Raw genomic sequence first — 22,753 nt, 5'->3', positions numbered from 1 at the left:
TTTTACTCTTTTAGAACACCTGTTAATAGTTGAGACTAATCCACTATTAACAGGTGTTTTTATTTTTAAAAAATTGGTTATTCAAAAAATTACTATTTTTTTGAATGATTTCACTTCTTCAATTTTGAATTACAATTTTAACATGAGCTTTTTTTAATTAAATTTGAATTACTTCAATAAAAAAATCAAATTTGAAAAAAGCATTTAAAATACTTTTAAAAACAATCCTGTCATTTTTAGGTTTCATTTTAGTGTATGCATTCACAGCTTATTTACTTTCAAAAATTACAATTGAAAAAGAAGCCACGACAAAACCAGAAGTTAAAATATACATCTTAACCAATGGAGTTCATACCGACATTGTAATGCCAACGAAAAATGCACAAATGGATTGGAGTAAACAAATTCAATTTAAAAACACAAAAGCTGCAGATTCTACCTATCGTTTTATAGCTTTAGGCTGGGGCGATAAAGGCTTTTATTTAGAAACTCCGGAATGGTCTGACCTGAAAGCTTCTGTAGCCTTTAAAGCTGCAACAGGATTAAGTTCTACCGCTATTCACGCCACTTATTATAAACATATGAAAATTGGCAAAGACTGTAAAGCAATAGTAATCAGCAAAGAGCAATACGCTCGTCTAATCACTTACATCCGTAATAGTTTTCAAACAGAAACTTCAGGAAATTTCAAAGTAATAAAAACAAACGCTAATTACGGGAAAACGGATGCTTTTTATGAAGCAACAGGAAGTTACAGCATCTTCAAAACTTGTAATACATGGGCAAATGACGCATTAAAAGCCTGTGGCCAAAAATGTTGTTTTTGGACAGCTTCAGATACAGGAATTTTTTCTAAATACAATTAGAACTTCATATGACATAAAAAAACCGGGCCATTTCGGACCCAGTTTTCCATTATTTATGTTCTTCAAAAGATCCCGATAAAAATCGGGATAAGCGATTCACACAATTTTGTTACACAAAATTGGTTCTCTGCTTATTTTACTTCTTCGTAATCTACGTCTTGAACGTTATCACCTTCAGCTTGTGGTTCAGCAGCAGCCTGACCTTGCTCTCCTTGAGCGTACATAGCTTCAGTAGCAGTTTTCCAAGCAGCGTTTACGTTATCTAAACCTTTTTGAATAGCAGCAAGATCTTGAGATTGGTGAGCCATTCTCAATTCAGTTAAAGCATATTCAATAGCTGTTTTATGCTCAGCAGAGATTTTATCTCCTAACTCTTTCAATTGAGATTCAGTTTGGAAGATTGTACTATCAGCTTCGTTTAATTTTTCAGCTCTTTCTTTAGCTTGTCTGTCAGCATCAGCATTTGCCTCAGCATCTTTTTTCATTTGTTCGATTTCTTCAGCTGTTAAACCAGAAGAAGCTTCGATACGGATATCGTGAGATTTTCCAGTTCCTTTATCAGTAGCAGAAACTTTGATGATACCATTAGCATCAATATCAAAAGAAACCTCGATTTGAGGAACTCCTCTTGGTGCTGGTGGAATACCGTCTAAGTGGAAACGACCGATAGTTTTGTTATCAGCTGCCATTGCTCTGGCTCCTTGTAATACGTGGATTTCAACAGATGGTTGAGAATCAGCAGCAGTAGAGAATATCTGAGATTTTTTAGTTGGGATAGTAGTGTTAGCTTCGATAAGAACTGTCATTACACCACCCATAGTTTCGATACCTAAAGATAATGGAGTAACGTCAAGTAACAATACATCTTTTACATCTCCAGAAAGTACACCACCTTGAATAGCAGCTCCAATAGCTACAACCTCATCAGGGTTAACTCCTTTAGAAGCTTTTTTACCGAAGAATTTCTCAACTTCTTCAACAATTCTTGGGATACGAGTAGAACCACCTACCAAGATAACTTCGTCGATATCAGAAACTGATAAACCAGCATCTTTTAACGCTTTAGCAACTGGTGCCATAGAACGTTTTACTAAAGAATCAGCTAATTTTTCAAATTGAGAACGAGATAATTTTTTAACTAAGTGTTTTGGTCCTGAAGCTGTAGCAGTAACGTATGGTAAGTTGATTTCAGTTTCAGCAGAAGCAGATAATTCAATTTTAGCTTTCTCAGCAGCTTCTTTAATACGTTGTAAAGACATTGGGTCTAAACGCAAATCAATTCCTTCTTCAGCTTTGAATTCGTCAGCTAACCAGTCAATAATAACTTGGTCAAAATCGTCTCCTCCAAGGTGAGTATCTCCATTAGTAGACAATACTTCGAAAACTCCGTCTCCTAATTCAAGAACAGAGATATCAAAAGTACCTCCACCTAAATCGTAAACAGCAATTTTTTGATCAGTTCCTTTTTTATCTAATCCATAAGCAAGTGCAGCAGCAGTTGGCTCATTGATGATACGCATAACTTTTAAACCAGCAATTTCACCAGCCTCTTTAGTAGCCTGACGTTGCGCATCGTTAAAGTAAGCAGGAACAGTGATAACTGCCTCAGTTACTGTTTGACCTAAATAGTCTTCAGCAGTTTTTTTCATTTTTTGAAGTGTCATAGCTGACAACTCCTGAGCAGTATATAAACGACCGTCAATATCCACACGTGGTGTATTGTTGTCACCTTTTACTACACTGTAAGGAACTCTTTTTGCTTCTTCAGTAATTTCAGCAAAAGAATGTCCCATAAAACGTTTGATAGAAGCAATAGTCTTAGTTGGATTAGTTACTGCTTGTCTTTTTGCAGGATCACCCACTTTAATTTCTCCACCTTCTACAAAAGCGATGATAGATGGCGTTGTTCTTTTTCCTTCTGCGTTAGGAATAACAACTGCTTCGCTACCTTCCATTACAGAAACACAAGAGTTAGTTGTACCTAAATCAATTCCGATTATTTTACCCATTTTTATTTATATTTAGTTTTTAATATACTTATTTTAATAACTCATCATGCACAAGTCAATCTTTGTGCCAATGTAAAAGCCTTCTGTAAATTGTCAGTATTTAATAAAATTACAATAAATTAGCTGACAAGATGACATTTTACACTAACTGACAGCTTGCTTAAATTTAAGACATAGCTGTCATACAAAAGATAAGCATCTGAATTATTCCATTATAACCTAAAAAATTAAAATATGTTTCGACATCAGGGAAAACATAGAACTTTAAGTCATAATTTACAAATTGCTTCTTTATTGTCCTTTGTAGCAGGAATAGTAAATGTATCTGGATTTTTAGCGGTTCAAAAATTAACCACCAACGTCACCGGACATTTTGCCTACTTTCTGGATGAACTTTTTAAATTGAATTTCAACAACGGTTTTATCTATTTTTTATACATCTTTTTCTTTTTCATGGGTTCGTTTACTTCTGGTTTTTTAATTGAGCTCTTTTCCCAAAAAACAGAACGGAACATTTATGTTTTTCCCATATCAATAGAAATCCTGTTATTGTTCATAATTGGCTTATCTGGTGAAAATTTAATAACCAAAAATCCTAATATTATTGCTTACACTTTATTATTTGCCATGGGATTACAAAATTCGTTAGTGACAAAAATTTCTAATGCAACTGTACGAACAACTCACTTAACAGGTCTTTTTACTGATTTAGGAATTGAACTTTCACAGTTATTTTTCTACAAAGAAACGGAAAAGAGAACAAAACTATTTGCTTCTATCAAACTACGATTAACCATAATAAGTTTCTTTTTCATTGGAGGAATTTTAGCAGGTGTTTTGTACACTAAAATAAAACTACAGCTATTGTTTATTGCTGCTGTGACACTAATTATCGGCTTGATTTATGACAATATCAAACTAAAATTAATTTTATTAAACCGTAAATACAAACACTAAAAAAGGTAAAAAACAGAAACCTCATTTAATTTTTAAACTATATTTGAAAATCTAAAATTTTCAAATATTATGTTTACCATAGACCAAATCAAAGCAGCACATTCTAAAGTAAAATCGGGTGCTGATTTCCCTAATTACATTCAAGACCTCATCCAACTGGGCGTAAAAGGCTATGACACCATCGTAACCGATGGCAGCGTTGCCTATATTGGTGATAACGGCTTTGCTGCGAGTACCGAGAAAAAATACGAACCTATGGCTGTTGCTTCGGTGGCTAACAAAGAGCGTTTCATTGAATATCTGGTCATGCATCAGGACGGACAAACTGACTATCTTACTTTTTGCCAACATGCAGCCCTATGCGGAATTGCCAAATGGCGTGTAGATATCATCGAAATGACCTGTACTTATTATGACAGCTCAGAAAATCCTATTCTGATTGAAAAAATCCCAGAGTAATAACATTTTATTGTTAAAAATCGGAACACAGATAAAGCGGATCTAACAGATTTCGACAGATTAAAATTAAAACGTTAATGTTCGAGTATCCTTAGCTTCCGCAGTCGAGTGTCAAATGTTTGAAGAATGCGTAAAAAGAAAAGCTGTCTGAGCGTAGCGAGTTTCTTTTCTTTTAGCATTCGAAAACTAATTTGACCGACGAGGAAGCGTAAGACTTGAAATCGAAGATTCATGAATACCAAAAAAACAATAATAAAGCATGAATATTTTTTTGTTTCTTTTTTGATCAAGCAAAAAAGAAAATTAATAAAACAAACCAAACAGATTTAGCACAGATTAAATCTAAAAAAAACAACCATGAAAAACCTTTTTATTTTACTTTTTACGATTTCCAGTTTTAGCAATTACGCTCAAACTAAATCTATAAAAAACTCTCCAAAACTAAGCGAGGCTGCTCCTGCCAGCGTAGGAATGTCCAGCGAACGATTGGCTCGTATTGACAATATGCTCAACAAAGCCGTTGCCGATTCGGAAATTCCCGGAGCGATAGCCCTGGTAGCCCGCAAAGGAAAAATTGTCTATTTCAAAGCTTTTGGAATGGCAGACAATGCCATTTCAAAAACCTTAAAAACCGATGCTATTTTCAGGATTGCATCTCAAACCAAAGCAATTACTACTACTGCTGTGATGATGCTTTGGGAAGAAGGAAAATTCAAATTGGACGACCCTATTTCCAAATACATTCCCGAATTCAAAAATCCGCAAGTTTTAGATTCGGTTTATCCTGATGGAAAATATACTACCAAAGCTGCCAAAAGAGAAATTACCATTCGTGATTTAATTACCCATACTTCCGGTATTGGCTATGGTCAAATTGATAGTGACCCTCGTTTTAAAAAAATATACAAAGACGCCGGCGTAACCGATTTATTTACAACTGATAAAATTACCATTGCCGAAAGTGTCAAGAAACTGGCAAAACTGCCTTTACATCATAATCCTGGAGAAAAATTCACTTATAGCGAAGGACTGGATGTTATTGGGTATTTTATCGAAATCATGTCTGGTATGCCAATGGACGAATTCTATAGAACCCGAATTTTTGAACCCTTAGAAATGAACGACACTTATTTCTATCTGCCGGTATCAAAATCCAACCGATTAGTTACCGTGCAAACCAAAGAAAACGGAAAATGGATTCCCTTTCCTAATACTTTCTACGACACTAATTATCCAATAAAAGGAGCCAAAAGCTTTTTCTCCGGTGGTGCCGGACTTTCAAGTACAGCCAAAGATTATGCAACATTTTTACAGATGTTCTTAAATAAAGGCGAACTTAACGGCATTCGATTATTAAGCAGAACCACTGTACAGTTTATGTTAGCCAACCAGATTGGTGAAATTTGGGGCAAAACAGATGCCGGTCACGGATTAGGCTTTAGAGTTTTAAACCAAATGGGCGAAGATTTAGGCGGACAAGGAAGCGCCGGAACTTTCAACTGGGGCGGTTACTTCAACACTCAATATTTTGCCGACCCTAAAGAAGAACTCATTGGAATTATCCTCAAACAAACACAAAAAACATCCGACAATACAGGCTGGAAATTTCAGCTCTTGGCAGAACAAGCCATCGATGATTAATTCATCAAAAAAACAACCTCAAAAGCGGCTTCTATTTTATTAGAATCCGCTTTTTTTATTATTTAAAAGCTTGTTAAAAAAACAGCCCACATTCTAAATAATAAATTAGAATTCTCTAAATTTACAAGAACAGAGTTTCTTCTGGAAATAACATTTTAATGACACAGCATGACCTCTTTCAGTAAACATCTCACTTTTCGCTGGGCTGATTTAGACCCTAATTTCCATGTTCGTCATAGTGTCTATTACGATTGTGCCGCGCAACATCGAATGGAAATCTTAGACAGTCTGGGATTGAATTTAAAAGTTTTTCAAAAACAGCATTTTGGTCCAGTACTATTTAGAGAAGAATGTGTTTTTAGAAAAGAAATTACCCAGGGTGATTCGGTTTACATTCATACTACAGTAGCCAAAATGAGAGCCGATGCTTCACGATGGTCAATTGCTCACGAATTCCGAACCGAAGACAATTTACTTTGTGCTACTTTAACCGTTGACGGTGCCTGGATGGATACTAAATTGCGCAAATTAATCGATCCGGTTCCCGAAATTGCCGTTAATGCCTTATTGAGTATTCCAAAAAGCGAAGATTTCATAGTATCTTAAGCAATGGCAAAATTCAATAGTAATAGAACAAAAGTAACATAACTCATAACCCATACCTAATAACCATTAATCTTAATCTTAACCTTAAACCAAAAAATGAAAACTAAAGTCGGAATTGTATTTTCAGGTGGTGGTGCCCGCGGTATCGCTCACTTAGGATTACTTAAAGCCTTAGAAGAATTTGGCATCAAAGCTTCTATTGTATCCGGAACAAGTGCCGGAGCCATAGCAGGCGCTTTTTATGCAGCGGGCTATTCGGCAACGGAGATTTTAACTATTTTGAAAAAAGGACAAATCTTTAGTTTTTCAAACCTTTTAATCAAAAGACAGGGCTTATTTGCTATGAAAGGATTTCATGATATTTATCTCGATTGTTTTCCAAGCAATTCATTTGAAGATTTAAACATCCCGTTATACGTTACAGCCACAGATATTTTAAAAGGTGAATTGGTTTATTTTACCTCCGGAAATATCTCTCATGCTATCATGGCATCTTCCTGTATGCCACTATTATTTCAGCCAGTAAATTTCAACAACACTTTGTATGTCGATGGCGGTGTAATAAACAATTTCCCTATCGAACCCTTATTAGGACAATGCGATATTATCATTGGCAGCTATGTCAATTCGATAAAAAAAGAAGTCGACAAAGTAAGTATGAATAATATCTTAGACCGCTGTTTTCATCTGGCTATGAAAAGTTCGGTGGAACAAAAAACACACAGCTGTCATTTGTATTTTGAACCGCCAAACATGAGTCAATACAGCCTTTACAATCTAAAAAATGCCGATGAAATTTTTAGATACAGCTATCAATATGCACTTACTTTGGAACACCAAATTAAATCACTCGATATTCAGGTTTAAGTTGTCAGTTGTCGGTTGACAGTTGATGGTTTGAGACTTAGAGTCAGTTAAGTATTCTATTTCTGATTTCTGATTTCTGATTTCTGATTTCTGATTTCTGATTTCTGATTTCTGATTTCTGCTTTCTGCTCACAGAATACTCAATACTCATCAATTAAAAACTTCTTATCTTTACGGTCAATAAAAAAAGAAACTTTTTGATGACTACTGCCTCTCATTGGAACATTTTATTATCCAATCAAATCAATAAAAAAGAATTTATAGAAACCATTCTTTCCGGAAAAGCCAATCCCGAATTAGCACCTTTTAACGAATTAAAGGGCATCCTTTTTTCCGATTTAGCTATAGACCATTTTATCCAAAAAGAATTTCAATACCTCGAATTAACAGCGGTAGATTCAAACAGAAAACTAAGTACTTTTTCTTCAGGACAACGGAAAAAGAAATTTCTACACTATTGTATTGACCAAAAACCTGATTTTATCATTTTTGACAATCCAATGGATCATTTAGATCAGGCTTCCCGAATAGAGCTGGCAAAATCAATGGAAGCAATGGCTTCTGAAATCAAAATTATACAGCTCATCAACCGCCATGCCGATTTGCTGCCTTTTATTTCGAATAACAGACAAATCAATTCCGATGATTTTGTATTGGAAAACATCTCGCACGAAGCACACGAATCCAAAATTATAAACCAACAGGGAATTCCACATCCGGCTCATCCTATTGAATACAACCAAAAAATTCTGGTTCAGATGAATAATGTATGTGTTAGCTACGAAGAACGACCAATTGTAAAAAACATCAACTGGACGATTCAACAAGGAGAATTTTGGCAATTGATTGGCCCTAATGGTTCCGGAAAAAGTACACTTTTATCGTTAATCAACGGTGACAGCCCTAAAGGTTACGGACAGGATTTACACCTTTTTGGAAGAAAAAAAGGAAGTGGTGAAAGTGTTTGGGACATCAAGAAAAACATCGGCTATTTTGCCACCAATATGACCAGTTTGTTTACAAGAAACCACACTTTAGAACAAATGATTCTATCCGGATTTTTTGATTCTATCGGATTGTATGATTTACCAACGACTTTACAAAAAACAATTGCCGATGAATGGCTTGACTTAATTGGGATGTTACACCTTAAAAACAAGATGTTCAAACGCCTTTCGGTAGGACAACAACGACTGGCAATGATTGTTCGTTCGGTTTTAAAACATCCGCCTTTGGTTATATTGGACGAACCCGTTGAAGGCTTAGACGATGAAAATGTAGCCATGGTATGCCAACTCATCAATTTATTGAAACAGGAATCCAATATGACCATTGTGTATGTTTCGCACCGCATCGAACCCAATTTAGCTCCCAATGCTGTTTTTGAATTAATTCCGTCCGGTGAAGGTTCTACAGGAATTATCAAATAACACTGTTCGATAGCAATTTCAAAAATCAATAACAATAGCACTCCGATTTGTTTCTACAAGTCGGATTTTTTTATGGTATACTTTTACCGATTATTTTCTTTCTAAAATTGTAATTGCCATTGAATTATGAAATTGAAATTCTATGTAATTTGTAGTGAATTATTTATATATTTGGTAAAATAAAATCTGATTACCGTCAGACCTATCCGTCCAAAATTGGGGTGATAGATCTTATTTTATCAGACCTATATACAAGTTAGTGGCAAGCAAACCTAAAAAACGCAGAAAAACGAAATATGAAAATTAGAATCTTAATAGTTATTATTCTAGTTTTTATTTCTTGTAAAAAGGAAGTAAAAGAAGAATCCGAAAAAGTCCAAAATAAAGGATATAACACGTTAGTAAAAAGAGAAACTAAAGTTAAAAATATTGACACAATAGAAACTTCTAAAAAACACAAAACAAACAAAATTCTGTGTGATTTAGATGGAGATAATTTGAATGAAATAGTTGAAATTGTTAGGAGTACGAAAAACGGAAAAAGCGGTTTGAGAATAATCTTTGGAAACGGAAATAGAACTGATTATTTCGGAATGGGAAATAATATATTAGAACAAGGTTTTGATGAAATTGATTGGGCAGGAATTTTTGAAAAAGCACCGAAAAATGAAATCTATTGGAATAATGTAAATAAAGATGGAGAATTATTATCCGAAGAAGAAATAAAAGAAGTTGATAAAATAAAACTATTAAATGACGGAATATATATGCACGCTAAAGAAAGTTGCGGAGGCGGAATTATATATCTGAAAAATGGAAAATATGAATGGATTCAACAGGAATAAATTGCCAGCCACTAACAGCTACTACAACGGATTTGGGCATTTGGCTTAATGGAAAGTTGGTTTTGTATTTGGGATGATTTGGCAAATCCGAGAATAGGTCTTAATTTAATCCCAAACCCGCTTTAGTACCAAGACGTTAGCAGTAAGTTTAACCAAAATCGAGATGAAAAACATAATATGAAGAAAATATTTTTTTTAACACTTTTTACTTTTACCTCTTGTAATTCCGATTTAAGCATAGAAGAAAAATTCGAAGTAACTTATGACTTACACATAAAAGAAAATAATGAGTACAATGAAATTTTGAAAGAGAATATTAAAATCAAAATATCAAAAATAAAAAATACTGAAACGTCATGGAAAATTAAACTTTGTGATAGTTTATCAAAAGAGTATTTTGATTATTTAACGACTATTGAAAAAGAGGTAAAAGAACAAGGAAATGAAATATTCTTTAATGGAGATTTATATTCACAAAAAGGAGAAACTTATACCAAAAAAACTGAAAAATATAGAACTGAATTTGAAAAACTTATAAGTTCTTCAAATTTTATCAAAAGACTTAATTCAGTTTTTAGTATGAAAGATGTTAAGTATAAAGGTTTATATGTTCATTATCTAGACTACTTTTTCAAAGGTTTTCCAAAAATTCAATCATCTGCATTTATAAACGACAAAAAGAGAAGAGTTTTAGAATTTGAAAACGAATTGATTTCTGAAATTATAATTGCGAATAAATAAAACCTACTACCAACAGCTGTTTTGCACAATGGCTTGGGCTTGGTTTTTTCTTGCGAAAAAACGCTGTTAACTCCAATCTAATTTTTATATTTATAATGTTCAGTCTTGAATTTCAAGCCACTGAGCAAAGCAACAAACCGTTAGCCATAATATTACTTGGCAAAAATTACGCAATAGAATTTAAAATTATTATTTTGATAGTATCAAATGATAGTATCAAATATGAAACCCACATACTGGCATGAGTGTTTTTTACAGCTGATTTAAAAGAAATAAATTATGAGAAGAGTAATTGCTGCAATCAATATGACATTGGACGGAATTTGCGATCATACAGCAGGAATTGCAGATGAAGAACTACACCAACATTATACTGAGCTTTTAGATGAGGTAGGAGTTATTCTATATGGAAGAATAACGTACCAATTGATGCAGTTCTGGCAAACGCTGCTAAAAAATCCTTCCGGTGAAAAAACAATGGATGACTTTGCTTTGGCAATAGACCGGGTTCCAAAAATTGTCTATTCGCATACGCTGAAAAATACGGATTCGATAGCTATCGGATGGGATAGTGTTAAATTATCAAACCAACCTATAGAAAAAGAAATTACAGAACTCAAACAACAATCCGGAAAAGATATTTTAGTTGGCAGTCGAAGTTTAATTATTCATCTGATGAACCTTAACTTGATTGACGAATTTCAGATTTGCATTCATCCTGTCTTAGAAGGAAAGGGTCTGCCATTGTTTGACAAATTAAAAGACAGAAAAAATCTCAAACTCTCCAAAACAAAAACTTTTGGTTCAGGTGTTATTGTACTTTATTACGAGCCGTTGAAATATTGACTCACCAAAAATCAAAGAAAACATTTTTTCAAAGTCAGGCACAAAAATGTTGAATTTCTTCAGCAATCACTTTTCTTTGGTCAAGCAACATCTTTTTTGCATAACTTCGTTTTCTAAAGCAACTTATCCATAAACCCCAAAAAGATGATTAACCAGGAAGAAGAATTTAAACGCACCATTGGTGTTTTTGGCTTATCAGCCAATATTATGAATGTCATTATTGGCGCCGGAATTTTTGCTCTTCCAGCTATTGTTGCCTCATCTATGGGGGCATCGAGTATTATTGCCTACTTTTTTTGCGGACTTTTAATGGCCCTTATCATGCTTTGTTTTGCCGAAGCTTCCAGTAAAGTAACACAAACAGGCGGTGTTTATTCCTATATTGAAACGGCTTTTGGCCCTTATGCGGGTTTCCTTGCAGGTGTTTTTACCGTTGGTGGTACTCTGCTTGCCGATGCAGCTGTTTCTAACGCTCTGGTTAATGTTTTGGGCTCTGCACATCCTGTCTTCGAATTAGCAGCGATACGTATTTTGTTTTTAATCTTAGTTTTTGGAGGTCTGGCTTTTATCAATGTAATTGGTGTAAAACAAGGTATTGGATTGGTCAAAATCAACACAATTGCTAAGTTAATTCCCTTATTGCTTTTGGTTGTTTTTGGTTGGCAGGCTGTTTCTGTGCAGAATTTAGTTATAGAACGTTTTCCTGATATTCAACAACTGGGAAAAACTTCTCTTGTTTTATTTTTTGCCTTTCAGGGTTGCGAATCCGGAATTGTAGTTTCGGGCGAGGTTATTAATCCTAAGCGCACCATTCCTAAAGCTATTTTCATTAGTATCACTGCAATTGTGATCCTTTATATGCTCATTCAAACGGTAGCTCAGGGTGTTTTAGGAAATCAATTGCCACAACATACCGCTACTCCGCTTGCTGCTACTGCCGATGTTATTTTTGGTCCAATTGGATTTGTAATTTTAACTACGGGAGCCGCTATTTCGATGTTTGGTTTCCTGAGTGGAGATATTTTAAATAATCCAAGAACATTGTATGCGCTTTCTCGTGACCGGGTAATTCCCATAAAGGCTCTGGCCAAAATCCATTCCTCCTTCGCAACTCCTTATATAGCGATTATTGTTTATGCCTTATTAGGTTTTTTGATTGCTGCAACAGGAAGTTTTGAAAGCCTGGTTGTTATTGCAAGTAGTTCCATTTTAATAGTTTACATGGGAGTGGTTTTAGCCGTAATCAAATTGCGCTACAGTCAGAAAGCTAAAGCAGATGAATTTACTATTCCCGGCGGTTTAAGTATTCCTATACTATCAATTGCTATTATTCTTTATTTTTTATCTAATTTGACACAAAACGAAATCATTGGAACAGTCATTTCTATTGGAGTTTTATCTGTCATCTATGCTTTAATTTATTTTACAAAACTTAAAAAATAAAACACAATCATAGCGCTATAGCAAGACAAAACCCGAGAATCTAATTTCGGGACATCTGGTTGTACAATTATTTATCTCAATTAAAATATTATAACAGACTTATAAAAAACGAAAATCCCGATTACATAATGCAATCGGGATTTTCATATCAATCTGTCAGCCTATTTTAGGATAACTATATAACTTTCAAATGTTATTTACTCAAATACATTTTTCTTCTTGAGTACAATTCGTAGAACTGATCGTCTTTTAAGTCTTCAATAAACAAGATACTTTCTCCTGTAGATTTCATTTCAGGTCCTAATGCTTTGTTTACGTTAGGGAATTTACTGAAAGAGAATACCGGTTGTTTGATTGCAAAACCGTTTAATTGAGGATTGAAATCAAAATCAGTTACTTTACTATGTCCTAACATGACTTTTGTAGCATAGTTCACGTATGGCTCACCGTAAGCTTTTGCGATAAAAGGAACTGTACGGGAAGCTCTTGGGTTAGCTTCGATGATATAAACCGTATCGTCTTTGATAGCAAACTGGATATTGATTAAACCAACTGTTTTCAAAGCTACAGCAATTTTCTGCGTATGATCTTTGATTTGTTGCATTACAAACTCTCCTAAGTTAAACGGAGGTAATGTCGCATTAGAATCTCCGGAGTGAACTCCACAAGGCTCAATATGCTCCATAATTCCGATGATGTACACATTTCCGTCAGCGTCACAAATTGCATCTGCTTCAGCTTCGATAGCACCATCTAAATAGTGGTCCAACAATAATTTATTACCAGGAATCGATTTCAATAAATCAATTACGTGCTCTTCTAACTCTTGTTTGTTAATTACAATTTTCATTCCCTGACCTCCTAATACATAAGAAGGACGAACTAATAATGGGAAATCCAATGAATCTGCTAATTTAGAAGCTTCGTCTGCACTTTCTGCAATTCCGAATTTAGGGAAAGGAATTTTCAAATCAGTCAATAAATCAGAGAAACGTCCTCTATCCTCAGCTAAATCTAACGCGTCAAAACTAGTTCCGATGATTTTTACACCGTATTTAGATAATTTCTCAGCTAATTTCAATGCTGTTTGTCCACCTAACTGAACGATAACACCTTCCGGTTTTTCGTGTTGGATAATATCGTAAATATGTTCCCAGAATACTGGTTCGAAATATAATTTATCTGCTGTATCAAAATCAGTAGAAACCGTTTCAGGGTTACAGTTGATCATAATAGTTTCGTAACCACATTCTTTAGAAGCCAAAACTCCGTGTACACAAGAATAATCAAACTCAATTCCCTGTCCAATACGGTTTGGTCCGGACCCCAGAACAATTACTTTCTTTTTATCAGTAACATAACTTTCGTTATCTACAAAACGGGTTCCGTCTGCTTTTTCAATTTCAGCCTCAAAAGTTGAATAGTAATAAGGCGTTTTAGCTTTAAACTCAGCCGCACAGGTATCAACCAGTTTAAAAACACGGTTAATATTCATTTCCATACGTAAAGCATGCACTTCACTCTCTAAACATCCCATCATATGAGCCAATTGACGGTCAGCAAAACCTTTTTGTTTTGCTTCAAGCAACAATTCTTTTGGCAAATCACTTACTTTATAATTAGAAATTTCTTTTTCTAAAATAAATAGTTCTTCATATTGTTTCAGGAACCACATATCGATTTTAGTAATTTCGTGGATACGGCTCAATGGAATTCCCATTGCGATAGCATCGTAAATTACAAATACACGATCCCAACTTGCATAAGTCAGTTTTTCAATGATTTGCTCGTAATTAGTATAACCTTTTCCATCAGCTCCTAAACCATTTCTTTTGATTTCCAATGATTGAGTAGCTTTATGTAAAGCTTCCTGGAACGAACGTCCAATTCCCATTACCTCACCTACTGATTTCATTTGAAGTCCTAAAGTTCTGTCTGAACCTTCAAATTTATCGAAGTTCCAACGTGGGATTTTCACAATCACATAATCTAATGTTGGTTCGAAAAGAGCCGAAGTTGATTTTGTAATTTGGTTTTGCAACTCATCTAAATTATAACCTAAAGCTAATTTCGAAGCGATTTTAGCAATTGGATAACCTGTTGCTTTAGATGCCAAAGCAGAAGAACGAGATACACGAGGGTTAATCTCGATTGCTACGATATCTTCTTTTTCATCCGGTGAAACGGCAAACTGCACGTTACATCCTCCGGCAAAATTACCAATACTACGCATCATCAGGATAGCGTAATCACGTAATTTTTGGAATGTTGTATCCGATAATGTCATTGCTGGTGCTACTGTAATCGAATCTCCCGTATGAATTCCCATTGGGTCCATATTTTCGATAGAACAGATAATTACAACATTATCATTTTTATCTCTTAAAAGTTCTAATTCGTACTCTTTCCATCCCATCAAAGCCTTGTCAATCAAAACTTCGTGAATTGGTGAGGCTTCAAGTCCGGCAGTTAATAATCTGTCAAAATCTTCCGGTTTGTATACGATAGAAGCTCCTGTTCCTCCAAGAGTAAACGAAGGACGTATAACTAATGGAAAACCAAATTCCTGAGCAATTTCTTTTCCTCTTAAATAAGAAGTACAAATTTCAGCAGGAGCGGTAGGCACACCTATTTTCTTTAAAAGGTCTTTAAATTGGTCTCTGTCCTCAGTAATATTAATGGCATTTACATCAACACCAATCAATCGTACTCCAAAGTCGTCCCAAATTCCTTTTTCCTGAGCCTCTAAACACAAGTTAAGTGCTGTTTGTCCTCCCATTGTAGGCAATACAGCATCAATTTGCGGGTGCTCTTTTAGGATTTCAATAATCGATTTAGTTGTTAAAGGCTTCAAGTAGATATGATCCGCCATAGAAGGGTCGGTCATAATTGTAGCAGGATTCGAATTGATAAGAATAACCTCGATTCCTTCTTCACGAATAGAACGTGCTGATTGTGATCCTGCGTAATCAAATTCGCAAGCTTGACCAATAACGATAGGACCTGAACCTATAATTAAAACTGATTTGATTGAAGTGTCTTTTGGCATTATGATGTAATTATTGTTTTTTCAAGTTTTTTTATCTCTCAATTTTATAAGTTTAAAATGATGCAACTCACTAAAAATCTTAAGTTTGAGTTATATTTATGACAAGGTATAAAAAAGGGCGATACTAAAAAAAGTAACGCCCTTATTTATGTTTATACAAACATTATTTTTTGTGTCTAGGCTCGCTAGAAACAGTTAATTTATGTCTTCCTTTAGCTCTTCTACGCGCAAGAACTTTTCTTCCATTTGCAGAAGCCATTCTGTCCATAAATCCGTGTTTATTTCTTCTTTTTCTTTTCGATGGTTGAAACGTTCTTTTGCTCATTGCTTTGTATCTTTAAATCTTATTATTTGTATCTTTTATTTTTTGATGTGGTGGCTATTTCTAAACCGAGTGCAAATATACAAAGACTTTTTTTTCTGGCAAGAAGTTTTATAAAAATATTTTTAATTCCTTTTACTATCTTTGCAAGCACAAATTATATACCCATCATGTTAAACAAGAATATCAAACTTATTATCGCCGGACTTATCGTAATTACAAGCATTTGGCAATTTACCGAAAACAATATTGGAAACGGAATTTTCTTATTATTACTTACTGCAATCCCTGTTTTCCTTTATTACAGAAACGAATATATATTATTAGCTTTTTTAAAATTAAGAAAACAAGATTTTGAAGGCGCTCAAAAATGGCTTTCTCATATCAAAAACCCTGACGGAGCCTTAACAAGAAAACAACAAGGCTACTTTAATTACCTTCACGGAATCATGCTTTCGCAAACAAATATCAATCAGTCTGAAAAATATTTCAAGAAAGCCATCGAATTAGGCCTGTCCATGGATATGGATCTAGCAGTTGCTAAATTAAACTTAGCCGGAATAGCTTTATCAAGAAGAAGAAAAATTGAAGCTAACAACCTGATTTCTGAAGTTAAAAAACTAGACAAACAAGGAATGCTGAAAGATCAAATCAACATGATGAAAGAACAAATGAAAAAAATATAACTTTCAACACAATAAAAAAAACCGTCAAATAAAATTATTTGACGGTTTTTTTTATGCCTTCCCCATAGCTTTTCAACTATAAAACAAATTCTTAGTATCTAAAATAATAGCCGGCAAATTAGCATTAAACCACCGGTATTTAGTATAAATCATCACATGAGTTCCCCCCTCAACAACAACACATTTACGTATATTCTGAATAGGAAACATATTATCCTTATCCCCGTGAATATGAATCACCCGTTCATCCACCCGAGAACGATTCCACAAAACCACTTTTTCAATTGACCATTTCAGATAATAAATATCACGAACAGATAAAAAAGTATCATACAACTGCATTCTGTGCGACATTTTTTCTCCAAATACAAATTGAGCCAACTTACCAAAACTCAAAATCAATCGAATTGGAATTAATTTATACACTAATGTTTTCCTGGCAAAATGAATACGTTTAGGAAATTCCAACTTTGATTTAACACTCGAAATAATAATTACTTTCTGCACATTGAGAAACTTAGCCATTTCCTGTACCAAAATCCCTCCAAAAGAAACACCTATTAAAACAGCATTTTCTTTTTTCACATACAAAGCCATTCGCTTAGCATAATCCTCCAAAACCTCTTTATACTTTGGAAGTTCCCATTCTAAATAATAAACATCAAACAGCGCATCATCCAGCTTAATTCGTTCAAAAATCATAGGATTCGCTGCCAAACCAGGCATAAAATAAACAGGAATTTTACTCATAGGAAAAAATAAATTTCAAATTACCAAAATACTAATTTAAAGTTTCAATTCACCATTTATCACTTAAACAAAAAATAAAAAAGACACAAGAATCAACTTGTGCCTTTATACAATTTACTTCAGAAAAAATTATTTTTCTATCTCTTTCATACTATCCATTTTCTTATGCGCTAAGAAACCAGTAATATCTTCAAAGTGTTCCACCACTCTTTTGTTTCCAAACTCGAAAACTTTTGTTGCCAGTCCGTCAAGGAAATCACGGTCGTGAGAAACCAAAATTAAAGTTCCGTCAAAATCACGTAATGCATCCTTAATAATATCCTTAGTTTTCATATCCAGGTGATTTGAAGGCTCATCCAGAATCAATAAATTTACCGGTTCCAACAACAATTTAATCATTGCCAGACGTGTTTTCTCTCCTCCGGAAAGCACTTTTACTTTCTTAGTAATATCATCGCCCTGAAACATAAAAGCTCCAAGAATATTTTTAATTTGAGTTCTAATATCACCAACAGCAATCGCATCGATAGTTTCAAAAATAGTAGCATTTTCATCTAATAATGACGCCTGATTTTGTGCAAAATATCCAATTTGAGCATTATGCCCAATTTCAACACTACCACCATCAATTCCAATTTCTTTCATGATAGCTTTAATCATCGTTGATTTTCCCTCACCATTTTTACCCACGAAAGCTACTTTTTGCCCTCTTTCAATAACGATATTAGCATCTTTAAAAACCACATGATCTCCATAAGATTTTGCCAAATCCTTAACCACAACCGGATATTGTCCTGAACGCGCTGCAGGTGGAAATTTCAGTTTTAAAGCCGAAGTATCTACTTCATCTACCTGAACAATTTCTAATTTTTCAAGCATTCTAACACGCGACTGAACCGCATCGGTCTTAGAAAAAGTCCCTTTAAAACGTTCAATAAAAGCTCTGTTATCAGCAATCATTTTTTGTTGCTCATCGTATGCTTTTTGTTGGTGAATTCTACGGTCTTTACGCAATTCTAAATAATGAGAATATTTCGCCTTATAATCATAAATTCTTCCCATCGTAACCTCAATAGTACGATTAGTAATATTATCAACAAAAGCCCTGTCGTGAGAAATCACCACAACTGCCTTAGCCGAATTAATCAGGAAATCTTCCAACCATTGAATACTTTCAATATCCATGTGGTTCGTAGGCTCATCCAGCAAAATTAAATCAGGTTTACGCAATAAAATTTTAGCCAATTCAATTCGCATTCTCCATCCTCCTGAAAATTCCGAAGTTTGACGTGTAAAATCCTCACTCACAAACCCCAATCCCTTCAGGACTTTTTCTACTTCTGCCTCATAATTTACTTCTTCAATAGCGTAGAACTTCTCACTTAAATCAGAAACGCGCTCGATTAATTTCATATAATCGTCACTTTCGTAATCGGTACGAATAGTCAATTGCTCATTGATTTCATCAATCTCGGCTTTCATTTTAAAAACTTCAGAAAAAGCCTTAGAAGCCTCTTCCATTACCGTAGCACCGTCAGTAGTCAATAAATGCTGCGGCAAATAAGCCACAACAGCATCTTTTGGTGCCGAAATACTTCCTGTTGAAGGCTTGGAATTTCCTGCTATAATTTTCAACAAAGTTGATTTTCCCGCACCATTTTTACCCATAAGGGCAATTTTATCATTTTCATTAATAGCAAAAGAAACATCGCTAAAAAGTGTCGTTCCACCAAATTGAACCGATATATCGTTAATTGTAATCATTGTTTGAAGTTAGAAGTTAGAGGGTGAAAGTTAGAAGTTCTGCCCTCAATAATTTTAAAAGTGCAAAGATAAATTAATTAAGTGATTAGACAATTGTTAATTTTCTTTCTCAAAAACAAAAAAACCGCAGATTCACCTATTTAAAAAATCTGCGAATCTGCGGTTGAATTATTTTTGAATTTCACTACTAAGCTATTCTTTTCTCCATTTTTTAGTTTCCTCAAAAACATGCTCTAAAATAGCAGCTTCTTTTTCATCAAACTCAATATTTCTTCTTCCCATAACCAACTTAGCTGTTTCAAAAGCTTTTTTAGTCACATAAGTAGTAAATCCTGCGGCACCACCCCAGGAAAAACTCGGAACAAAATTACGAGGAAAACCACTTCCGAAAATATTTGAACTCACCCCAACAACTGTCCCGGTATTAAACATCGTATTAATTCCACATTTACTGTGATCCCCCATCATCAAACCACAAAACTGCAATCCCGTTTTAGCAAAACCTTCGGTTTCGTAACTCCACAATCGCACTTCGTCATAGTTGTTTTTCAAATTCGAATTATTACTATCTGCACCAATGTTGCACCACTCACCTAAAACCGAATTTCCTAAAAAACCATCATGCCCTTTATTAGAATAACCAAACAATACCGAATTATTTACTTCTCCACCTATTTTCGAATAAGGCCCCACCGTTGTTGGCCCATAAATTTTAGCACTCATTTTAACCACCGCCCCCTCACACAATGCAAAAGGACCACGAATCACAGAGCCCTCCATAATTTCAGCATCTTTAGCAATATATATAGGTCCGGTAGAAGCATTCAAAGTCACATATTCCAACTTTGCACCTTCTTCAATAAAAACATTTTCCGGCGCAATAACATTTACACTTTGAGGAATTGGCTGTGATTTTCTGTCTTCTGTCAAAAATTCAAAATCTTCGCGAATTGCAGCTCCATTTTTAGAAAAAATATCCCAGGTATTCATCACCGTCAAACAATCCTCATTGTATTCGATAATTTCGTAATTATCAAAATCCACTTCTTCCTGACTGTCATTAGTAAAAAAAGCAATCACTTCTTCTCCTTTAAAAATCGCCTGATTGGATTCTAAATTAGAAATCATTTCAGCTAAAATATCATTTGGCAAAAAAGAAGCATTAATCATTACATTTTCCTCTAACTCCACCATTGGATACTTTTCAGATAAATATTCCTCAGTCAAAGTAGTAATCGTAGACCCCAAATACCTTTCCCATTTTTGGCGAATAGTCATAATTCCAATCAAAATATCCGCTACGGGGCGTGTAAAAGTAAATGGCAACAAAGCGTTACGGGCCGGACCATCAAAAAGTATATAATTCATAAAGTTTTCTTTTTATTAATTGCGGTTTCCTACAAAAACCCGTTGCCAAAGTTACAAAGTTTTCAAAGAGATAAAAACAAAAAAGCCTTCCAAAAGGAAGGCTTAATCTATTATTTAAAAACAAATTAAAATTATTTAATGTGTTTAGCGTATTTAGTTTTGAATTTATCAATACGTCCTGCAGTATCGATAAGTTTAGATTTACCTGTGTAAAAAGGGTGAGAAGTTCTAGAGATCTCCATTTTTACAACTGGATATTCTACACCTTCGTGTACAATTGTTTCTTTAGTTTCTGCTGTTGATTTAGTGATAAAAACGTCGTCATTAGACATGTCTTTAAAAGCAACTAATCTGTAATTTTCTGGGTGTACACCTTTTTTCATCTTGAATCTTTTTTATTTGTTTGGTTATAACTCATTTTGAAGCTTTCCTTTTCAGAAAAGGTATAAACTAATTATAACTTTTTATTATATATTATTTTGAGGATGCAAAAATACAATTATTTTTCAATAAACAAATCTTTATTTCTTTTTTTTATATAAACAGCTAAAAACAGTTTTTTACTCTTCAGTATACAGGGATTTACTATATTTGTTGCTTCAAAATTAAAATTAGATTAATGAACGACTTTGTAAAAAAGACAGCTGCAAAAAACGGCTTAATTTTAGGAACGCTATTAACCTTTTTAAATGCTTACATTTATTTTTACAACAACTCATTAATTTCAAATATAGGAATCGGATTCTTTTTCCTACTCCTATTTATAGCTTGTGGTATTTTTTCTGTTCTAAAAGTAAAATCCCTTTCAAATGGTAAAATTAATTTCAGAACCACATTCTCAGCTTATTTCATTACTATTTTAACTGCTCACGCCTTAATTGCTCTGGGGTTGATTATAATAACCAATTTATTAATCTCTCCGGAAATCGCAGAAGCTATCAAAAAAATGATAATCGATTTTAACATAAACACTCTAAAATTAAATAATGCTTCACAAAAAGATATAGCAAATGCAATTCAATTATCTAAAAACTATAATCCATTTGCTATTACCGAAATTTTATCTGGATCTTTAAAATATTTACTAAGAGACAGTATCATCGGTTTAGTTGTAGCGGCTTTTTTTAGAAACACAAAATAAAAATGAATTTATCCATACTAATACCACTTCTTAACGAAGAAGAATCACTGAAAGAACTTTACAGCTGGATTATTAAAGTAATGCAGGAAAACCATTATTCTTATGAAGTCATTTTTTTAGATGACGGAAGTACAGATGATTCATGGTCTATCATTCAAGGCTTTGCTGCCGAAAACGCTCATGTAAAAGGAATCCGATTTATGAAAAATTTCGGAAAATCACAGGCTTTACATGCCGGTTTTGCAAAAGCTCAGGGAGATGTTATCATCACCATGGACGCCGACTTGCAAGATAGCCCTGAAGAAATTCCGGAATTATACAAAATGATTACCGCTCAAAATTTCGACTTGGTTTCCGGATGGAAAAAGAAACGTTACGACTCAGTTGTAGCCAAAAATCTTCCTTCTAAATTATTCAACTGGGCCGCCCGAAAAACTTCGGGAGTTGAATTGAATGATTTTAATTGCGGATTAAAAGCTTACCGAAATGTAGTAGTAAAAAACATCGAAGTTTCAGGCGAAATGCACCGATACATTCCGGTTTTGGCAAAAAATGCCGGATTTGGAAAAATTGGTGAAAAAGTAGTGCAACATCAGGCCAGAAAATACGGTGAGACTAAATTTGGAATGGAACGTTTCATCAATGGTTTCCTTGATTTAATAACCATTTGGTTCCTGTCCCGATTTGGAAAAAGACCCATGCACTTATTTGGAGCCATTGGCTCTTTAATGTTCATCATTGGTTTTTTACTGGCAGGATATATTGGTTTTTCCAAACTATATCATATGTACAACAACATGCCTTACAGTTTAGTAACAAACAACCCTTGGTTTTACATTGCCTTAACTACAATGATATTAGGCACACAATTATTTTTAGCCGGTTTTTTAGGCGAAATTATTTTGCGCACAAAACACAACGAAGAGCGATATAAAATTTCCAACGAAATTAATTTTCTGTAAT

Annotated in this window: 21 protein-coding genes; 14 read left to right on the top strand and 7 right to left on the bottom strand. The window is 34.2% G+C overall.

From position 1 onward, the window contains the following. Nucleotides 1–191: 191 nt before the first annotated feature. Nucleotides 192–866 (top strand): TIGR02117 family protein, encoded by a 675-nt coding sequence (locus BLR17_RS07955; RefSeq protein ID WP_066324110.1) that lies wholly within the window; start codon nucleotides 192–194, stop codon nucleotides 864–866. A gap of 131 nt (nucleotides 867–997) precedes the next feature. Here BLR17_RS07955 and dnaK read toward each other — a convergent pair whose 3' ends face one another. After that, a complete protein-coding gene (gene dnaK / locus BLR17_RS07950) occupies nucleotides 998–2,875 on the bottom strand; it encodes a molecular chaperone DnaK (RefSeq protein ID WP_066324103.1) in 1,878 nt (625 codons plus the stop codon). Between the two features lie 234 nt (nucleotides 2,876–3,109). Between dnaK and BLR17_RS07945 the strand changes: the two genes are divergently transcribed. From BLR17_RS07945 to BLR17_RS07895, 10 genes are all read left to right on the top strand, one after another. Further along, nucleotides 3,110–3,832 carry a YoaK family protein gene (locus BLR17_RS07945; RefSeq protein ID WP_066324099.1) on the top strand — a complete coding sequence of 241 codons (723 nt, stop codon included), beginning with the start codon at nucleotides 3,110–3,112 and terminating at the stop codon, nucleotides 3,830–3,832. 69 nt (nucleotides 3,833–3,901) lie between these two features. Next, nucleotides 3,902–4,291 (top strand): DUF1398 domain-containing protein, encoded by a 390-nt coding sequence (locus BLR17_RS07940; RefSeq protein WP_066324097.1) that lies wholly within the window; start codon nucleotides 3,902–3,904, stop codon nucleotides 4,289–4,291. Between the two features lie 357 nt (nucleotides 4,292–4,648). After that, complete coding sequence (locus BLR17_RS07935) at nucleotides 4,649–5,932, top strand: serine hydrolase domain-containing protein (RefSeq protein ID WP_066324094.1); 1,284 nt, start codon at nucleotides 4,649–4,651, stop codon at nucleotides 5,930–5,932. A gap of 168 nt (nucleotides 5,933–6,100) precedes the next feature. Continuing rightward, nucleotides 6,101–6,538, top strand: coding sequence for an acyl-CoA thioesterase (locus tag BLR17_RS07930; RefSeq protein WP_066324092.1), 438 nt, complete (start codon nucleotides 6,101–6,103; stop codon nucleotides 6,536–6,538). A gap of 96 nt (nucleotides 6,539–6,634) precedes the next feature. Continuing rightward, complete coding sequence (locus tag BLR17_RS07925) at nucleotides 6,635–7,405, top strand: patatin-like phospholipase family protein (protein WP_066324090.1); 771 nt, start codon at nucleotides 6,635–6,637, stop codon at nucleotides 7,403–7,405. 200 nt (nucleotides 7,406–7,605) lie between these two features. After that, nucleotides 7,606–8,835, top strand: a complete 1,230-nt coding sequence (locus tag BLR17_RS07920) for an ATP-binding cassette domain-containing protein (RefSeq protein WP_066324088.1) — start codon at nucleotides 7,606–7,608, stop codon at nucleotides 8,833–8,835. Between the two features lie 296 nt (nucleotides 8,836–9,131). Beyond that, nucleotides 9,132–9,680 carry a hypothetical protein gene (locus tag BLR17_RS07915; RefSeq protein ID WP_031457626.1) on the top strand — a complete coding sequence of 183 codons (549 nt, stop codon included), beginning with the start codon at nucleotides 9,132–9,134 and terminating at the stop codon, nucleotides 9,678–9,680. A 177-nt stretch (nucleotides 9,681–9,857) separates the two neighbouring features. After that, nucleotides 9,858–10,421: a hypothetical protein gene (locus tag BLR17_RS07910; RefSeq protein WP_066324085.1), complete on the top strand. Its 564-nt coding sequence runs from the start codon at nucleotides 9,858–9,860 to the stop codon at nucleotides 10,419–10,421. 279 nt (nucleotides 10,422–10,700) lie between these two features. Then, on the top strand, nucleotides 10,701–11,267 hold the full coding sequence (locus tag BLR17_RS07900; RefSeq protein WP_066324079.1) for a dihydrofolate reductase family protein: 567 nt from the start codon (nucleotides 10,701–10,703) through the stop codon (nucleotides 11,265–11,267). A 144-nt stretch (nucleotides 11,268–11,411) separates the two neighbouring features. Beyond that, nucleotides 11,412–12,710 (top strand): APC family permease, encoded by a 1,299-nt coding sequence (locus BLR17_RS07895; RefSeq protein WP_066324076.1) that lies wholly within the window; start codon nucleotides 11,412–11,414, stop codon nucleotides 12,708–12,710. 193 nt (nucleotides 12,711–12,903) lie between these two features. Here BLR17_RS07895 and carB read toward each other — a convergent pair whose 3' ends face one another. After that, nucleotides 12,904–15,759 (bottom strand): carbamoyl-phosphate synthase large subunit, encoded by a 2,856-nt coding sequence (gene carB / locus BLR17_RS07890; protein ID WP_066324075.1) that lies wholly within the window; start codon nucleotides 15,757–15,759, stop codon nucleotides 12,904–12,906. Nucleotides 15,760–15,922: 163 nt separating this feature from the next. Continuing rightward, nucleotides 15,923–16,084, bottom strand: a complete 162-nt coding sequence (rpmH, locus tag BLR17_RS07885) for a 50S ribosomal protein L34 (protein WP_008464848.1) — start codon at nucleotides 16,082–16,084, stop codon at nucleotides 15,923–15,925. Between the two features lie 167 nt (nucleotides 16,085–16,251). On the opposite strand from rpmH, the gene BLR17_RS07880 reads away from it, so the two are divergent. After that, nucleotides 16,252–16,767, top strand: coding sequence for a hypothetical protein (locus BLR17_RS07880; RefSeq protein ID WP_066324421.1), 516 nt, complete (start codon nucleotides 16,252–16,254; stop codon nucleotides 16,765–16,767). A 72-nt stretch (nucleotides 16,768–16,839) separates the two neighbouring features. Here BLR17_RS07880 and BLR17_RS07875 read toward each other — a convergent pair whose 3' ends face one another. The 4 genes from BLR17_RS07875 to BLR17_RS07860 form a co-directional block, all read right to left on the bottom strand. Then, nucleotides 16,840–17,517, bottom strand: a complete 678-nt coding sequence (locus tag BLR17_RS07875; RefSeq protein WP_066324074.1) for an alpha/beta hydrolase family protein — start codon at nucleotides 17,515–17,517, stop codon at nucleotides 16,840–16,842. Between the two features lie 129 nt (nucleotides 17,518–17,646). After that, on the bottom strand, nucleotides 17,647–19,281 hold the full coding sequence (locus BLR17_RS07870) for an ABC-F family ATP-binding cassette domain-containing protein (protein ID WP_066324073.1): 1,635 nt from the start codon (nucleotides 19,279–19,281) through the stop codon (nucleotides 17,647–17,649). 192 nt (nucleotides 19,282–19,473) lie between these two features. After that, nucleotides 19,474–20,649, bottom strand: coding sequence for a GlmU family protein (locus tag BLR17_RS07865; protein ID WP_066324071.1), 1,176 nt, complete (start codon nucleotides 20,647–20,649; stop codon nucleotides 19,474–19,476). Between the two features lie 131 nt (nucleotides 20,650–20,780). Beyond that, nucleotides 20,781–21,032, bottom strand: a complete 252-nt coding sequence (locus BLR17_RS07860; RefSeq protein WP_026714974.1) for a type B 50S ribosomal protein L31 — start codon at nucleotides 21,030–21,032, stop codon at nucleotides 20,781–20,783. Between the two features lie 236 nt (nucleotides 21,033–21,268). Here BLR17_RS07860 and BLR17_RS07855 point away from each other — a divergent pair, with 236 nt between their 5' ends. Then, complete coding sequence (locus tag BLR17_RS07855) at nucleotides 21,269–21,790, top strand: DUF4199 family protein (protein ID WP_066324069.1); 522 nt, start codon at nucleotides 21,269–21,271, stop codon at nucleotides 21,788–21,790. Nucleotides 21,791–21,792: 2 nt separating this feature from the next. Continuing rightward, nucleotides 21,793–22,752 (top strand): glycosyltransferase family 2 protein, encoded by a 960-nt coding sequence (locus BLR17_RS07850; RefSeq protein ID WP_066324067.1) that lies wholly within the window; start codon nucleotides 21,793–21,795, stop codon nucleotides 22,750–22,752. The last annotated feature ends 1 nt before the right edge of the window (nucleotide 22,753 follow it).

This window comes from Flavobacterium glycines, assembly GCF_900100165.1.
GTDB classification, from domain to species: domain Bacteria; phylum Bacteroidota; class Bacteroidia; order Flavobacteriales; family Flavobacteriaceae; genus Flavobacterium; species Flavobacterium glycines.
The sequence above is the reverse complement of the archived record's forward strand: the minus strand, read 5'-3'. Positions and strand labels throughout refer to the sequence as shown.

Bases quoted from the DNA above. Each gene is read 5' to 3' on its own strand.
- dnaK (WP_066324103.1), bottom strand. From the start codon at position 2,875: ATGGGTAAAATAATCGGAATTGATTTAGGTACAACTAACTCTTGTGTT.
- BLR17_RS07945 (WP_066324099.1), top strand. From the start codon at position 3,110: ATGTTTCGACATCAGGGAAAACATAGAACTTTAAGTCATAATTTACAA.
- BLR17_RS07940 (WP_066324097.1), top strand. From the start codon at position 3,902: ATGTTTACCATAGACCAAATCAAAGCAGCACATTCTAAAGTAAAATCG.
- BLR17_RS07935 (WP_066324094.1), top strand. From the start codon at position 4,649: ATGAAAAACCTTTTTATTTTACTTTTTACGATTTCCAGTTTTAGCAAT.
- BLR17_RS07930 (WP_066324092.1), top strand. From the start codon at position 6,101: ATGACCTCTTTCAGTAAACATCTCACTTTTCGCTGGGCTGATTTAGAC.
- BLR17_RS07925 (WP_066324090.1), top strand. From the start codon at position 6,635: ATGAAAACTAAAGTCGGAATTGTATTTTCAGGTGGTGGTGCCCGCGGT.
- BLR17_RS07920 (WP_066324088.1), top strand. From the start codon at position 7,606: ATGACTACTGCCTCTCATTGGAACATTTTATTATCCAATCAAATCAAT.
- BLR17_RS07915 (WP_031457626.1), top strand. From the start codon at position 9,132: ATGAAAATTAGAATCTTAATAGTTATTATTCTAGTTTTTATTTCTTGT.
- BLR17_RS07910 (WP_066324085.1), top strand. From the start codon at position 9,858: ATGAAGAAAATATTTTTTTTAACACTTTTTACTTTTACCTCTTGTAAT.
- BLR17_RS07900 (WP_066324079.1), top strand. From the start codon at position 10,701: ATGAGAAGAGTAATTGCTGCAATCAATATGACATTGGACGGAATTTGC.
- BLR17_RS07895 (WP_066324076.1), top strand. From the start codon at position 11,412: ATGATTAACCAGGAAGAAGAATTTAAACGCACCATTGGTGTTTTTGGC.
- carB (WP_066324075.1), bottom strand. From the start codon at position 15,759: ATGCCAAAAGACACTTCAATCAAATCAGTTTTAATTATAGGTTCAGGT.
- rpmH (WP_008464848.1), bottom strand. From the start codon at position 16,084: ATGAGCAAAAGAACGTTTCAACCATCGAAAAGAAAAAGAAGAAATAAA.
- BLR17_RS07880 (WP_066324421.1), top strand. From the start codon at position 16,252: ATGTTAAACAAGAATATCAAACTTATTATCGCCGGACTTATCGTAATT.
- BLR17_RS07875 (WP_066324074.1), bottom strand. From the start codon at position 17,517: ATGAGTAAAATTCCTGTTTATTTTATGCCTGGTTTGGCAGCGAATCCT.
- BLR17_RS07870 (WP_066324073.1), bottom strand. From the start codon at position 19,281: ATGATTACAATTAACGATATATCGGTTCAATTTGGTGGAACGACACTT.
- BLR17_RS07865 (WP_066324071.1), bottom strand. From the start codon at position 20,649: ATGAATTATATACTTTTTGATGGTCCGGCCCGTAACGCTTTGTTGCCA.
- BLR17_RS07860 (WP_026714974.1), bottom strand. From the start codon at position 21,032: ATGAAAAAAGGTGTACACCCAGAAAATTACAGATTAGTTGCTTTTAAA.
- BLR17_RS07855 (WP_066324069.1), top strand. From the start codon at position 21,269: ATGAACGACTTTGTAAAAAAGACAGCTGCAAAAAACGGCTTAATTTTA.
- BLR17_RS07850 (WP_066324067.1), top strand. From the start codon at position 21,793: ATGAATTTATCCATACTAATACCACTTCTTAACGAAGAAGAATCACTG.